This window comes from Actinoplanes regularis (assembly GCF_900188005.1).
In the GTDB taxonomy this organism is placed as follows: Bacteria; Actinomycetota; Actinomycetes; order Mycobacteriales; family Micromonosporaceae; genus Actinoplanes; species Actinoplanes regularis.
Genome location: NZ_FZNR01000011.1, coordinates 115,611 through 130,269, shown reverse-complemented (window position 1 = coordinate 130,269; position 14,659 = coordinate 115,611). Strand labels below are relative to the sequence as shown.

General features: G+C 69.3%; 12 protein-coding genes. 6 read left to right on the top strand and 6 right to left on the bottom strand.

Going from position 1 to position 14,659, the window contains the following annotated elements:
- Window positions 1-135 precede the first annotated feature (135 nt).
- Complete coding sequence (locus tag CHC09_RS26815) at window positions 136-501, top strand: STAS domain-containing protein (RefSeq protein ID WP_089295979.1); 366 nt, start codon at window positions 136-138, stop codon at window positions 499-501.
- 305 nt (window positions 502-806) lie between these two features.
- Window positions 807-1,610 carry an HAD family hydrolase gene (locus tag CHC09_RS26810; RefSeq protein WP_089295978.1) on the top strand — a complete coding sequence of 268 codons (804 nt, stop codon included), beginning with the start codon at window positions 807-809 and terminating at the stop codon, window positions 1,608-1,610.
- A gap of 469 nt (window positions 1,611-2,079) precedes the next feature.
- On the opposite strand, the gene CHC09_RS26805 is transcribed toward CHC09_RS26810, so the two are convergent.
- Both CHC09_RS26805 and CHC09_RS26800 read right to left on the bottom strand, forming a co-directional pair.
- Window positions 2,080-2,556, bottom strand: a complete 477-nt coding sequence (locus CHC09_RS26805; protein ID WP_089295977.1) for a PH domain-containing protein — start codon at window positions 2,554-2,556, stop codon at window positions 2,080-2,082.
- A gap of 33 nt (window positions 2,557-2,589) precedes the next feature.
- Window positions 2,590-3,321, bottom strand: a complete 732-nt coding sequence (locus CHC09_RS26800) for a Fic family protein (protein ID WP_239138618.1) — start codon at window positions 3,319-3,321, stop codon at window positions 2,590-2,592.
- Window positions 3,322-3,521: 200 nt separating this feature from the next.
- Between CHC09_RS26800 and acs the strand changes: the two genes are divergently transcribed.
- The 4 genes from acs (at window position 3,522) to CHC09_RS26780 (ending at window position 9,667) form a co-directional block, all read left to right on the top strand.
- Window positions 3,522-5,507: an acetate--CoA ligase gene (gene acs / locus CHC09_RS26795; RefSeq protein ID WP_089295975.1), complete on the top strand. Its 1,986-nt coding sequence runs from the start codon at window positions 3,522-3,524 to the stop codon at window positions 5,505-5,507.
- 249 nt (window positions 5,508-5,756) lie between these two features.
- Window positions 5,757-8,150, top strand: a complete 2,394-nt coding sequence (locus CHC09_RS26790) for an immune inhibitor A domain-containing protein (RefSeq protein ID WP_179277300.1) — start codon at window positions 5,757-5,759, stop codon at window positions 8,148-8,150.
- A gap of 132 nt (window positions 8,151-8,282) precedes the next feature.
- A complete protein-coding gene (locus tag CHC09_RS26785; protein ID WP_239138619.1) occupies window positions 8,283-8,693 on the top strand; it encodes a hypothetical protein in 411 nt (136 codons plus the stop codon).
- 59 nt (window positions 8,694-8,752) lie between these two features.
- Window positions 8,753-9,667, top strand: coding sequence for an alpha/beta fold hydrolase (locus CHC09_RS26780; protein ID WP_089295972.1), 915 nt, complete (start codon window positions 8,753-8,755; stop codon window positions 9,665-9,667).
- A gap of 209 nt (window positions 9,668-9,876) precedes the next feature.
- Here CHC09_RS26780 and CHC09_RS26775 read toward each other — a convergent pair whose 3' ends face one another.
- From CHC09_RS26775 to CHC09_RS26760, 4 genes are all read right to left on the bottom strand, one after another.
- Window positions 9,877-10,242, bottom strand: a complete 366-nt coding sequence (locus tag CHC09_RS26775) for a hypothetical protein (protein ID WP_089295971.1) — start codon at window positions 10,240-10,242, stop codon at window positions 9,877-9,879.
- Window positions 10,239-13,721 carry an SseB family protein gene (locus tag CHC09_RS47850; RefSeq protein WP_239138622.1) on the bottom strand — a complete coding sequence of 1,161 codons (3,483 nt, stop codon included), beginning with the start codon at window positions 13,719-13,721 and terminating at the stop codon, window positions 10,239-10,241. The genes CHC09_RS26775 and CHC09_RS47850 overlap by 4 nt, the downstream gene beginning before the upstream one ends.
- A 279-nt stretch (window positions 13,722-14,000) precedes the next feature.
- Window positions 14,001-14,294 carry a WXG100 family type VII secretion target gene (locus tag CHC09_RS26765; RefSeq protein ID WP_089295970.1) on the bottom strand — a complete coding sequence of 98 codons (294 nt, stop codon included), beginning with the start codon at window positions 14,292-14,294 and terminating at the stop codon, window positions 14,001-14,003.
- 25 nt (window positions 14,295-14,319) lie between these two features.
- Complete coding sequence (locus CHC09_RS26760) at window positions 14,320-14,637, bottom strand: WXG100 family type VII secretion target (protein ID WP_089295969.1); 318 nt, start codon at window positions 14,635-14,637, stop codon at window positions 14,320-14,322.
- Window positions 14,638-14,659: the final 22 nt, after the last annotated feature.

Sequence of the window (14,659 nt, the reverse complement as noted above, 5' to 3'; positions counted from 1 at the left end):
ACCGAGGCCTCGGGTTGTGGATAACTCGGATGCTGTGGACGAACCCCACGGAGCGCCGGGATCTGTTACTGCCACCGGCGTATGAACCGGTCCGTGCTGGGTATGTTGTGCCCCACACGGACCGATGGAGTTGGCATGGATGACTCGATCCGGACCACGCTCGAGGATGACGGCACGGTCACGGTCATGGTGTCTGGGGAGATCGACTACGCCAACGCGGACGATGTGGCCGAGGGAATCCGGGACGCCATCAGGGGCTGGTCGCCGCCGACCGTCTACGTGGATCTGCGCGGCGCGTCCTTCATCGATTCGACGGGCCTCGGCGCCTTGATCGAGGGTTATCGCGCCGCCGCGGCGAGCAACATCCGGTACGTGGTACTCAACCCCAGCTCGACGTTCCGCCGGGTCCTCACGGTGACCGGCCTCATCGGGTTCTTCGGCATCACCGAGAGCGAGGAGCCCGCAGCCGGCTCCGCGACGCCACAGGCGACCGGGGTGTGAAGGGAACGACCCCCGCCGGGGGAGGCGGGGGTCGTCCTGGGATTCGGCTCCGGGGGGGTCGAGCCGAATCGACTCGGTGAACTGCGGGGGGCGCAGCCACCGAGGGTCGTGTCATTAAGGTTTACGGGACGCACCGGTAACAACACTATTCCCGGTCGCAAACACAAGTTTGCCTCAGACTGAGGCGGCCGTCGAGTGCCGAAATGTAGCTCGCTGCAAGGCCCCTGCCCGTCTGACCGTTTTTACAGCGCGTCATCCTGATCGGGTCTCCGCCGGCGAGCACCTTGCGGCTACACTTTCGGCCCGTGGGCCCCAGCGCCGCGTTTTTCGACCTCGACAAGACCGTCATCGCCAAGTCCAGCGCACTGGCTTTCGGGCGGCCGTTCTATCGCGATGGCCTGATCACCCGCCGTGACGTGGTGAAGTCCGCCTACGCCCAGCTGATGTTCCGGCTCGGTGGCGGCACCGACGAGCAGGCCATGGCCCGCACCCGGGACTACCTCGCCACCCTCTGCAAGGGCTGGCGGGTCGAGCAGGTGCAGCAGGTCGTCGCCGAGACGCTCAACGAGCTGATCAATCCGTATGTCTACGCCGAGGCGGCCGCGCTGATCGCCGAGCACCAGGCCGCCGGTCGTGACGTCGTGCTGGTCTCGGCCTCCGGCGACGAGATGGTTCGTCCGATCGGCGAGCTGCTCGGCATCACCGATGTGATCGCCACCCGGATGAGCATCGTCGACGGGCGCTACAGCGGTGAGGTCGAGTTCTACGCCGCCGGCCCGGCCAAGGTCACCGGCATCCGCGAGCTGTCCGCCACCCGGGGTTACGACCTGAGCCAGTGCTTCGCCTACTCCGACTCCAGCAGTGACCTGCCCATGCTGGAAGCGGTCGGCCACCCCAGCGTCGTCAACCCGGACCGCACACTGCGCCGCGTCGCCGTCGAACGCCGCTGGCCGGTGCTGGAGTTCCGTCACCCCATCGCGCTCGCCAAACGCCTGCGAGACCGCCCGGCGGTTCCGGTCGCCGCGGCCGCCCTCGGCGTCGGCGTGGGTGTCGCCATCGGCTTCGCCCTCTACGGCCGCCATCGCCGCGCCCGCTCCGCAGCCGCGTGACCCACCACGTCAGGCTCCGCTATGTACGTACGCAAACCAGATTTTGATCTTGATTTGCCGCGTCCGACCGAGCCGGTTTCAGCGGTGCCGCGCCCGCGGGATCGCAGCGACCAGGGCAAATGGCATTAGTCTGAGTAATAGTAGAACGTCAGATTTGCCGGGCTGAAACCTGGCGATCATGCGCGAAGCGGCGTAGAAAAGAAGAGGCGGGGCCAAGAGAAATCGGGACGACCGAAGATCAGGCCCTGTGCACGGCCACCGGGAACCCACGCGCGATCAGCCACGGCAGGCACGTTGCGACGGGACCTACGCCACAGGTGGTGCTTCCGCCTTCACGGGGATTACCGCCACCAGGTCGCTGGACCGTCGACAACGACTCAGGTGCACGCTTGATAACCCGGTCCGGACGCGCAAAAGCCGGCGCCCCCCGCGAGGGACGCCGGCTCTTCTCTGCAACCCTCTGAACGCCTCACTCCTGGGCGGCACTTCGGTGCCGGTTGCGGATCTCGTGATAGACCGCCAGGAACACCCCGGGCTGGGAGTGGAAGTCGAGGCCCTTCTCCCATAGTTCGGTGTACACCGTGCCGCCGTTGAGCCGCTCCAGCAGCACGGTGTTCCCGCTTTCGATCCGCCACGGTCCGAGGCGGTGAGTGGCGCGATGCAGCCGCACGCCGGCGATCTCCCGCCAGCTCATCACCCGGGACCGCAGCAGGCCACGGATCAGCACGCCTTCCGGGCTGACGTAGACGCCGAGCCGCAGAATCCGCCACGCGCCGACTGTCCAGACCGCGGCGAGCAGGCCGGCGACCACCCGCACGCCGTGGCCGATCAGATCGAACTGGCGGACGGTGGCCCAGCTCAGCATGGCCAGCGCGAACGCCTCCCACGCGATGACCAGCCAACGTCCGGAGCCGGGCTCGTAGGGACGCACCCAGTTGTCAGCCACCCGAGAATTATGCGGCACGCATTCGATCACGCCTTACACGGAGGCCAACACCTGGTCACCGACGGTAGTGATCTCCTCGGCCCCGGCGGTGATCGCGGCGGCGTAGTGCCGCAGCCACGAGCGGACCCCGTCCGGCGTCCCGGTGGCGTAGGCGCCCGCGGAACCGACGTACTCCGGCTCTCTCGCCAGGTGCCCCTGCTCGACGACGACCAGGCCGCGGGGGTCGAAGCCCCGGCCGACCAGGGTGAGCCGGGCGGCGGCCCGGGCCACCACCCCGGCCGGACCGGCGAACGGCCGCAGCGTGATCAGTTCGGCGTGCACGATCGCGGCCAGCAGCAGCGGCGGGGTCTCCTCGTTGCCCGCGACCAGGCCGGCGAGCGCGTCGATCCGCTCCGCGCCGCCGGTGAGCCGGCCCAGTTCGTCGGCGGGCACGACGCCCCGGGCCGCGAGGACGTGCAGCTTGGCCAGGACCTGACGGGGCGCGCGGGGCCAGAGGTCGACCAGACCGCCGAGCCCTTCGGCAACCCGCAGGGCCCCTTGCAGGACCGGGTCGGTGATCGTGCCGGCGCGGACGTCGTCCAACTCGTAACGGTTGCCCTCCAGGGCGGCGCTGGCGACCGCGGCGCGCAGGCTGGTCTCGGCGGCGACCTGACCGCCGTGCCGGCGCAGGGCGCGGTGCCGCATGGCGGCGTCGACACTGTCTCGGGCCGCGGCCAGGGCGGCAGCGACATCAGCGAGGTCGAGCAGGGGTGCTAGTGGATCCACTTGAACAAGGTAACCCGTAAAACGATCGCAACACGGGGTGCACAAATACGAGTGGAACTGGCAAGATTCGCGCAAGACCAATCACGCGGGCGTCATTCGGCGCGCGCTTGACACCATCCGGCGCTCGCTTTCGCCGGAGGTTCCGGTCAGAACTAGTGTGCAACAAAGAGACCCCCGGTCACGGCAGAGGAGCCGCGCTCATGAGCGAGACACTGGAGAACTTGTCCTCCGAGACGCGGCGGTTCCCGCCGCCCGCCGATCTCGCGGCCGCCGCCAACGTCAAGGCCGAAGCGTATGCGGAGGCCACGTCCGACCGGCTCGCCTACTGGGCGCGCCAGGCCGAACGGCTCGTCTGGGCGAAGCCGTGGGATCAGGTGCTGGACTGGTCCAACCCGCCGTTCGCCAAGTGGTTCGTCGGCGGCGAGCTGAATGTCGCGTACAACTGCGTGGATCGGCACGTCGAGGCCGGCAACGGCGACAAGATCGCCATCCACTGGGAGGGCGAGCCCGGCGACAGCCGGACCGTGACGTACGCGGAATTGTTGAAGTCGGTCTCGCAAGCGGCCAACACCTTGACCGAGCTCGGGGTCGCCGCAGGCGATCGTGTCGCGATCTACATGCCGATGATCCCCGAGGCCGCGGTGGCGATGCTCGCCTGCGCCCGGATCGGCGCCACGCACAGCGTGGTGTTCGGCGGCTTCTCGGTGGACGCGCTCTCCACCCGGATCCAGGACGCCGACGCCAAGGTCGTGATCACCGCCGACGGTGGATACCGGCGCGGCAAGCCGTCCGCGCTCAAGCCGACCGTCGACGAGGCGGTGGCCCGCTGCGAGAGCATCGAGCACGTGCTGGTCGTCCGCCGCACCGGCCAGGAGGTCGCCTGGACCGACAAGGACAAGTGGTGGCACGAGACGGTCGAGCAGGCCAGCCCCGAGCACAAGGCGCAGGCGTTCGGCGCGGAGCACCCGCTCTTCATCCTCTACACCTCGGGTACCACCGGTAAGCCGAAGGGCATCCTGCACACCACCGGCGGCTACCTGACCCAGACGTCGTACACGCACAACGCGGTCTTCGACCTCAAGCCGGAAACCGACGTCTACTGGTGCACGGCCGACATCGGCTGGGTGACCGGCCACTCCTACATCGTCTACGGGCCGCTCTCCAACGGCGCCACCCAGGTGATGTACGAGGGCACCCCGGACACCCCGGACCGCGGCCGGTTCTGGCAGATCGTCGACAAGTACAAGGTGTCGATCCTCTACACCGCGCCGACGCTGATCCGCACCATGATGAAGTGGGGCGACGACATTCCCGCCAAGTACGACCTGTCGTCGCTGCGCGTGCTGGGCAGCGTCGGTGAGCCGATCAACCCCGAGGCCTGGATGTGGTACCGGGAGCACGTCGGCCGGGAACGTACCCCCATTGTGGACACCTGGTGGCAGACCGAGACCGGCGCCGTGATGATCTCGCCGCTGCCCGGCGTGACCGCGGCCAAGCCCGGCTCGGCGATGACCGCGCTGCCCGGCGTCAGCGCGGACGTGGTTGACGACCAGGCCGAGTCGGTGCCGAACGGTGGCGGTGGCTTCCTGGTGCTGACCGAGCCGTGGCCGTCGATGCTGCGTACCATCTGGGGCGACGACCAGCGCTTCATCGACACGTACTGGTCGCGCTTCGGGGCCGGCGCCGGCAACGGCGACAAGTGGATCTACTTCGCCGGTGACGGCGCGAAGAAGGACGAGGACGGCGCGCTCTGGCTGCTCGGCCGGGTGGACGACGTCATGCTCGTCTCCGGCCACAACATCTCGACCACCGAGGTGGAGTCGGCGCTGGTGTCGCACCCGGCGGTGGCCGAGGCCGCGGTGGTCGGCGCGACCGACCCGACCACCGGTCAGGCGATCGTCGCGTTCACCATCCCGCGCGGCAACGTGGCGACCGACGGCGAGGCCGGTCAGGAGCTGATCAAGGAGCTACGCAACCACGTGGCCAAGACGCTCGGCCCGATCGCCAAGCCGCGGCAGATCATGCTCGTCGCCGAATTGCCGAAAACGCGTTCCGGCAAGATCATGCGCCGGCTGCTGCGCGACGTGGCGGAGAATCGGTCATTGGGCGATGTCACTACCTTGCAGGACTCGAACGTCATGGATCTGATCAGTTCCGGCATGAAGTCCAAAACGGCCGAAGACTGACGATCATCCACAAAGGAAGAGCTGGTGGCGCGAGCGCCACCAGCTCTTTTTGTCCATTATGCCGACTATCATGCTATGCCAAGGTCATATCACGTAACTGTTGTTCATCAATACTCTGAGCTTTCCCCGAACATCAGTCTGTTTGCATACGTTCACCTGTAGTCCCGAACCCCGGGGCCGTTTGACGCTGGGCTCGGCACACCGTGCCCAGCCGCTAAAACGGAGGTAAACGTAGTGCGCAAGGTAGTCGTGGGACTGCTCGGCGCCGCGATGGTGACCACCGTCGGAGCGATGGCTCCGACGATGGCAATGGCGGCACCGGCGGCGGATCTGGCTCCGGTAGCACAGACCGGGGATAACACCCCGGTCGATGACCTGCCAAACCCGCTCGAGGAGAAGCGTCGCGCGCTGCGCGAGGAGGCTGTCTCCCAGGTGGTCAGCGGCGAGTCCAAAGTAGAGATTCGTAACGGTAGCAAGGTCGTCAACCTCGGTAAGACCTACGGGAATGGCGGCTTCGGCCACCCCGGCAAGAACCAGTACGTCGAGTTGGCCCGGGAACGGACCGACAAGATCTTCGTGATTCTCACGGAGTTCGGCAGCGAGCGGCACCCGTCGTACCCCGACCAGGACACGACAACGGCGACCGCCGGCCCCTCGACCTTCGAGGGTCCGCTGCACAACGTCATTCCCCAGCCGGACCGGACGGTGGACAACTCCACCGTGTGGCAGTCGAACTACTCGGCCGACTACTTCCGGAACCTGTACTTCGGCACCGGCAAGAACACCGAGTCGGTGAAGACCTACTTCGAGACCCAGTCGTCCGGCCGCTACAGCGTCGACGGTGAGGTCTCCGACTGGGTCAAGGTCAAGTACAACGAGGCCCGGTACGGCCGGTCGAACGACAACCCGACCGACGCCAACGGCGACGACCCGGCGGTCTGCGCCAGCAGCAACTGCACCAACGTCTGGGCGCTGGTGAAGGACGCCGTCACGCAGTGGTACGCCGACCAGATCGCCGCGGGCAAGACCCCGGCCGAGGTCAAGGCGGACCTGGCGACGTACGACCAGTACGACCGGTACGACTTCGACGGCGACGGCAACTTCAACGAGCCCGACGGGTACCTGGACCACTTCCAGATCGTCCACGCCGGCGGCGACCAGGCCGACGGTGACCCGCAGCAGGGTGAGGACGCGGTCTGGAGCCACCGCTGGTACGCCTACTCGTCCGACGCGGGAGCCACCGGCCCGACCGGCAACCTGCTCGGTGGCGCCCAGGTCGGCGACACCGGCCTCTGGGTCGGCGACTACACCATCCAGCCGGAGAACGGTGGCCTGAGCGTCTTCGTCCACGAGTACACCCACGACCTGGGCCTCCCGGACGACTACGACACCAGCGGCCTCGGCGACAACAGCAACGAGTACTGGACGCTGATGGCGCAGAGCCGGCTCGGCGCCAAGAACGACCAGGCCATCGGCACCCACCCGGGTGACCTGGGCGCGTGGAACAAGCTGCAGCTCGGCTGGCTCAACTACCAGGCGGTCAAGGCGGGCGAGAAGAAGATCGTCAACCTCGGGCCGCAGGAGTACAACAGCGACAAGAAGCAGGCCGTGGTGGTGAACCTGCCCGACAAGGCGGTCACCACGGATCTGGGCGCCCCGTTCGCCGGCAGCAAGCAGTTCTTCTCCGGCAACGCGGACGACCTGAACGTGTCGCTGTCCAAGGCGATCGACCTGACCGGCAAGACCACCGCGAGCGTCTCGCTCGCGGGCCGGTACGCGATCGAGGCGGAATACGACTACCTGTACGCCGAGGCCTCCACCGACGGCGGCGCCAACTGGACCAAGCTCGACGGTACGGTCGGCGGCGAGGCGTTCGTCAAGGACGGCAGCGGCGCTCCGGCGATCTCCGGCTCCTCGGACAACGCCTGGAAGCCGATCGAGGTGCCGCTCAACGCGTACGCGGGCAAGAGCATCCTGTTCCGCCTGCACTACGTGACCGACGGTGGTGTCTCCGAGGGCGGCTTCTTCGGCGACGAGCTGACCATCACCGCCGACGGCGCGGTCGTCTCCACGGAAGGCGCCGAGGGCACCTCGACGTGGACCGCGGCCGGCTTCAGCATCGTCGGCTCGACCAGCACCAGCAACTTCCCGAACTACTACATCGCGGGCTACCGGAGCTACACCTCGTACGACAAGTACCTGGAGACCGGCCCGTACAACTTCGGGTGGGCGTCCACCAAGCCGGACTGGGTGGAGCACTACAACTACCAGACCGGTCTGCTGGTCTCGTACTGGGACACCTCCCAGGTCGACAACAACACGAACGTGCACCCGGGGTCGGGTCGGAACCTGATCATCGACGCGCACCCGAAGCCGTTCAACAACCCCACCGGTGTTCCGTGGCGTGCCCGGGTCCAGGTCTACGACGCTCCGTTCAGCCTGTACCCGACCGACGGCATGACCCTGCACCTGAACGGCGCGAAGTCGGTCATCAAGCCGCAGCTCGGTGACCCGATCTTCAACGACAAGGACAAGTACTACTACGACGAGACTCCCAACGCCGGCGTCAAGCTGCCCGGCGTGGGCGTCAAGATCGCGGTGCTGGGCCAGCTCGGCACCTCGATGACCGTCGCGGTGTACTGACCCTGTCCTGATCCGAACCGCACCACCAGCAGCGCCCGGGGACCCTACTCCCCGGGCGCTGCCCCTTTTCCGGAACCGTTACGCGCCGCGATTCGTCCCACCGATGACGCTTCGCGAGAGAAGGATGAAATGATGCGCAGTCTTCACACGTTCCGGATCGGCATCGCGGTGGCCGCCATCGCGGTGGCCGCCGGTTGCGGTGCCGCCAGCGGCTCCTCGCCCACCTCCGCACCCTCCACGGCGCCACCCCAGGCCGCCCCCAGCGACCTGCCCACCATCACCAAGACACCGAAGCCGCCCAAGGAACCCACCGACAACCTGCCGGAGACGGGCTGGGTGGCCGGCATGGTCACCCAGGGCGGCAGTGGCCCCTGCTACGGCCTCACCACGGACGACGGGACCCGCTACGCCCTCTACAACGCCGGCGGGATCACGCTGGCCCAGAACGATCGGGTCAGGGTGAAACTGGAGTCCACGCTGCTGCGGATCTACTGCGGGCCGGGGAAGCTGATGGCGATGGTCGCCGCGGAGCCGATCAAATGATCCTGACCGGGTTGACAGTGCCGTGCGCCGGTCATGACAGCGGAGCATAGGCTGACCGCATGGACGAGTCGGTGGTACTGGAGGAAGGGCCCTGGACGCACCGCTTCGTCGGCGCCAACGGCAGCCGGTTCCATGTCGTCGAGGTCGGTACCGGACCGCTCGTCCTCTTCCTGCACGGCTTCCCCGAATTCTGGTGGGCCTGGCACGACATCCTGCCCCGGATCGCCGACGCGGGCTTCCGTGCCGCCGCCATCGACCTGCGCGGTTACGGCCTGAGCGACAAACCCCCGCGGGGGTACGACGGATACACCATGGCCGCGGACGTGACCGGCCTGATCCGCGCCCTCGGCGAGCGCTCCGCCACGATCGTCGGCGCGGGCGCCGGTGGGATGATCGGCTGGGCCGCGGCCGCGTTCCATCCCAAGCTGGTCAACCGCCTGGTCGTGCTCGGCGCGGCCCACCCGCTGCGGCTCCGGGCCGCCCTCTTCGCCGACCCGCGCGGTCAATTCGCGGCGTCGGCCACCATCCTCAAATTCCAGGTTCCGCGGTACGAGCATGTCCTGACCCGGGACGACGCGGCGCTGATCGGCGAGCTGATGGAGCACTGGAGCAGCCCCGAATGGGCGGGCACCCCCGAGTTCGCGGACTACTCCTACCGGTGCCGGCAGGCGATCCAGATCCCGCAGGCGTCGTTCTGCGCCCTGGAGGCGTACCGCTGGGTGGCGCGCAGCGCGCTGCGGCTGCAGGGGTACCGGTTCGTCAAGCTGATGCAGCAGCCGCTCGTGATGCCCACCCTGCAGCTGCACGGGGCTCTGGACACCGCGATCCTGCCCCGCACCGCCCAGGGCTCGGGGCGTTACGTGTCCGCACCGTACGAGTGGCGCCTGCTTCCGGGCGCCGGCCACTTCATCCACCAGGAGGCGCCGGACCTGATCACCGGCGAGATCCTGCGCTGGCTGAAAACCCCGGCCTGATCCGCTTTCCATCGGGCCCGCGCCGGGGCCGTTCGTCACCGTTGTCGCTCAGACCCGGCGCCGTTTGTCCCCGCTGTCCCTCAGACCCGGTCGCCGTTTGTCCCCGCCGTCACTCAAACCCGGCGCCGTTCGTCACCGCCGTCACTCAAACCCGGCGCCGTTCGTCACCGCCGTCACTCAAACCCGGCGCGGTTTGTCGCCGCTGTCGCTCAGACCCGGTGCTCGTAGATGTCGGACACCTCGGCCGCCGGCGCCCAGCCTTGGTAGACGCCGTAGTCGAACTCCTCCAGGCCGAGCCGCTGGGCCACCGGGGCACGGCCACCGGTGTACTCCAACCGCAGCCAGGTGTCCGCCTCGGCGAGCACGATGAACGGCTCACCGCGCCAGGTGCACATCGTCCGCACGTATGCGACCTCGTCGAACTCGCCCGGTTTCAGCACCTGCACGTAGCGCCCGGGCTTCACCTCGGTGAAGCCCTCCGTCGACCGGGTGGTGTAGATCCGCACCTTGTCGCCGTCCGGCACCGCGTCGTACTCCTGGCCCTGCCAGCTCACCACATAACCGTCGCGCATCACTGCTCACCCACCCGGCGCCAGAGCGGACCGTCCGCGTCGAAGATCGCCACCATGCGCTCGTTGCCGTCGACGTCGGTGCGCCACAGCTGCGCACCGTGCGGCAACCGCACACTGTCCACCTTGAACTCGGCGACGACGTCGCGTCCCTCACCCGGGGCGAAGCCGTTGCCCCGGAACGGCGGCCGCTCGATCACCCAGCCGTCCATCGCGCGCAGCGCCTGCTCGTTCTGCCCGCCGTAGGGGATCCGGTACAGGCTGGGCCGGAAGGCCGGCCAGCGCAGCACGAACGCCTCCTTGGCATCCAGCTGGAACGGCGAGCCGTCGTAGTTGAGCCCGAGGGCGCCGAACAGCTCGGCCGGCGTCCGCAGGTGCTCGACCTCGGAGGCCCGGTGCACGAAGCCCGCCACCCGGTCATAGCCCCGGTCCAGGTAGTAATCGACCTGATCGGCGGCGATCGTCTTCTGCATCACCGTGGCATGCTGCGCCTCGTCGCTGGCCGGCTCGGGCGCCGGCACCGTGGCGCCCGGCTCCTCGACGGCGGGCCCCTCGATCGGATCGGCACCGAGACCGGCCTCGGTAGCCCAGTTCGCCAGGGCGATGATCTGGGCGCCCGGGTACTTCGCGCCGACCGGGGTGCCCGGGTTGACGGCGAACGACCAGTTCGGGTCGGGCCAGTTGCGGATCAGCTCGTAGAACCGGACGCCCACCGTGCGGGTCGGCTCACTGTGGTGCTCGGAGAGCCGGTCCTTGCTGGTGAAGACGATCAGGTACTTGTCGCCCTCGACCTCTTCCGGCTGGAACGCGAAGCCGGACTCCCCGGGCGCGCTGCCTGGCCGGGAGTGGTGGGCCACCGGGACCAGCACATTCGCCAGCAGCAGCGTGGAGAGGAAGACGTCGGTGTTGCCGGCGTCGGCGGCGTCCTGCAGCTCCCGCTCGGTGTCGTTGGCCGGGACGAAGTTGTCGTGGACCCGGCTTTCCCGGCCCGGGCCGCCACCGGTCGAGGAACCGGTGACCCCGAGCCCGGAGGCGCCGGAGGTCGGTGCCGGCGAGACGGCCGACGGGATTCGGGTCGTCTGTGCCTGACTCGCGTACGCCGAGGCCGGACTGCCCTGCGGCGGCATGCCGAGCACGGGACCGGGAGCCGCCGGAGCGCCGTAGCCGGACGCCACGGGGGCGCTGTGGCCGGGAGCGGCCGGGGCGTACGCGGACGGTGCTCCGTACCCCGGAGCACCGGTCGGGGCGCCGTAGCCGGACGCCGGATCTCCCGGGGTCGCGGGATAGGCCGAGGCCGGACTGCCAGAAGCCGGATAAGCCGAAGTGGGACCGCCCGATGCCGGGTAGGCCGAGGCAGGGCTGCCCGGGGCGGCGAAGCCGGAAACGCCCGCTCCCGAGACAGGGCCGGGAGCAGCAGCGCCGGCACCGGGAGCTCCCGGAATCACCGGCGGGGGCAGACCCGGTCGACCACTCGGCGCGGGCGGGGCCGACTGGCCGCCGGGACGGCCGAAGTCGGATCGCGGCAGCGCCGGAGGCGGTCCGGACGGACCGAACCGGTCTGCCGCTGTCGGAACATCGCGCTGCGCGAGGCTCGGATCCGGAGCCGGGGTCCGCCCACCGGTGATCGCCTGAGCCGCGGCCGCCATCGAGGACGGCCGCTCCGACGGCGGGGTGACCTGGCGGCGAGGCAGCGAGTTACCCGGCCCGTCCGACGCGGCCGGGGCCCCCGGAGCCGGCGCACCCGCAAGCGGGGCACCGAGGGCCGGCGCAGCCTCGGACAGGCCACCCTGCGCGGCGGCGGCCTGCGGCGATGCCGGACCTTGCGGGAAGCTCGGAGCCGGCGCGGACGCCGGCATCGTCCGGGCGTTGGTGAATCCGGAGAACGACGTCGTCTGGCTCGGACCGGCGGCCTGCCCGGGCTGACGCCGCGGCAGGTCGGTGCCGCCCCGGGTGGGTAGCGAGCTGGCACTCGGACCGGCCGGCGCGCCCATGCCCTGCCCAGCGGGCAGGCCGGCGCCATAACCAGCGGGCATGCCGACGCCGGGTCCGACCGGTGGGCCGGCGGGCGGTGTGAGGCTCGGGTTACGCCCGCTGCCGATCGCCGCCCAGCCCGGGTCGACCTGGGCCTCGGCCGGGTCATACGGCTTGACGTGCTCGGGAATCGGCGGAGTGTTCGCCATCGGGGTGCGCACCGGAAGCGGCGCGTTCAGGTCCTGCAACGGCCCGCGCGGGTCGTTGTCCGGCCCGAAGGGCATGGAGTCGGAATTCCAGCCGGGGGTGGCCGTGCCGCTACCCATGGGAACCCGGCTGGGCAGGCTTGCGGCCGCCGGAGAAGCAGCCGGAGCGCTGGGGGTGCCCGGGAAGTCCCGCGGAATGGACGGCGCCTGATAGGCGGCCGGAACCTGTTCCGCCGGGCGGCTCGAGGCAACGACGGGAGCGACCGGCTGGCCGGACGGATCCGCCGAGGCCGGGGTCCGCATCGGCAGCCCCGACGGCGTGGCCGACCGGGTGGGCATGCTCGGCGCCCGCGTCGAAGGGCCGCTCGGCTGGACCATCGGGGACCCCGTCGGCTGAGCGCCCGGCACGGGCGCCGTCAGCGGGCCGGCGCCCGGACCGAACTGAGGCCCACTGGGCAGGGTGCCGGGGCCGGGCTGAGGCCCGCCGGGCACGATGCCCGGACCAGAACCGGGGTTGAGCTGCGCGGCAGCCGCCGGAACGGGCTGGGTCTGGCCAGGCTGGCCGGGCTGGGTCTGGCCGGGTTGCGGCGCATCACGCCGCGGCAGGCCGGAGGGAACCGGTCCGGGCTGGGCAGCGCTTGGCTGCCGCGGACCAGGCTGCGGCGCGCCGCCGGAATCGACCTGAGGGGGCACCGAACCGCCCGGAACACCGGGCATGCCCGACGGGCCGGCCGGAGCACCGGCGGCAGTCGACGCCGCGGCGGGAGAAACCGGATATCCCGGCGCGGCCGCCGCCGTCGCCGAGTTGTCGTAGGTAGGGCCGCCGGAGCCGTCACCGGACCGGTTGGCCGCGAGCGCGGCCGCGCCCAGCTCCTGGATCTTGGAGGTGGTGTGCACTTCCCGCCCCGGTCCCCGGGTCGGAAGCCGCAGATCACCTCGCGCGAGTTGAGCGACGAACCAGGCCGGCAGGTAGCCCTCGATCGGCAGGCCGGGGTTTACCGCCAGCCACCACTCCAGGTTGGGCCAGGTGTTGGCGAGCTCTGGGTACGGCACCCGGCGCGACGAGCCGGTGTAGTCGGAGAGGCAGGAGTGCAACGCCTCCTGCGAAGTGAACGCCAGCACATGTGTGCGCCCACCGGTGCTCCAGGTGCCCCAGCCGAGCGGCGCCACACCGGCGAGCGCGTCGGCGGAAACCGGCAACAGAAGGTCGACACCGGCGAGAATGCGGAAATAGGACTCCTGGTCGTCGATACGCAACGCGTCGCGCATCGCAACCTCAGCGTCCGTAACCGGCTCCCACTCGGACACGTCCACCTCTCCCATACGTGCGACTGAGCCATCTCAACGCGTATAACCTACAAGGCCAGACCGCAATGACAATGGGCGGCTGTGCGCTGATGGCCGAGTTGTATCCGGACATGTCCGATCCACGGCCGCGCCGAGCCGCTCCAGGCGGTCCAATCGCCCGGCGCAATGATCCAACAACCGATGGTAGCCGTGTCAACCGCTCGGAGCAGCACGCGAACGGGCGACCTCAACCCACCCGGATCGGGCCGTAAGGAGCGCCCGAACGGGTACACCATCTCGTCACTGGAACCTTTGTGTGGCCGCCCGCTCGGTCGCCACGTAGTCGGCCGCCGACTCGTCCACCGCGAGCTTGATCCCGCGCAGGATGGCCTCCAGGTCGGCCGAGGCGGCTCGCCACTTGGCCTGACGCTGCGCATACGCCTCACGGGCATCACCAGCCCAGGTCGCCACCAGCGGCGCGGCGTCCTGTTCCAGCTGGTCCAGCTGCGATCGCAGCGTGCCGAGCGCCTTGTCTATGTCGGCGCCGGCCTGCTTCAGGGCGCCGAAGTTGACGAGCAGAACTCCGTCGTTCACGAGAAATCCTCCTGGAAGCGGGAAGTCAGAGCGGCAGCGTGAAGGTGCCGCCGCTGCGGGCGACACGACTGGCGGCGTCGGAGTCGGTGGCGTGGTAGCCGGCTCCGGACGCCCGAATCGACTCGGCAGTCTCGGCGAGCGCGTTGTTGAGGCTCCGCAGGTCGGCCGCGTACTGCGTCTTGACCTGCTCGAAAGCGCTCGCGCCGAGGCCCTTCCAGGACCCGCTGAGGACCGAAAGCTCGGACATCAGCGTGCTCAGCATCAACTGCAGCGTGCCGTTCGCCTGGTCGAATTTCGCGGCGGCGCTCTTCATTGCCGCGGAGTCCGCCTTGGTGTACGCCATTTCTGAAATCACCCCCTGGTCT

Bases quoted from the DNA above. Each gene is read 5' to 3' on its own strand.
- CHC09_RS26815 (WP_089295979.1), top strand. From the start codon at position 136: ATGGATGACTCGATCCGGACCACGCTCGAGGATGACGGCACGGTCACG.
- acs (WP_089295975.1), top strand. From the start codon at position 3,522: ATGAGCGAGACACTGGAGAACTTGTCCTCCGAGACGCGGCGGTTCCCG.
- CHC09_RS26785 (WP_239138619.1), top strand. From the start codon at position 8,283: ATGCGCAGTCTTCACACGTTCCGGATCGGCATCGCGGTGGCCGCCATC.
- CHC09_RS26780 (WP_089295972.1), top strand. From the start codon at position 8,753: ATGGACGAGTCGGTGGTACTGGAGGAAGGGCCCTGGACGCACCGCTTC.
- CHC09_RS26760 (WP_089295969.1), bottom strand. From the start codon at position 14,637: ATGGCGTACACCAAGGCGGACTCCGCGGCAATGAAGAGCGCCGCCGCG.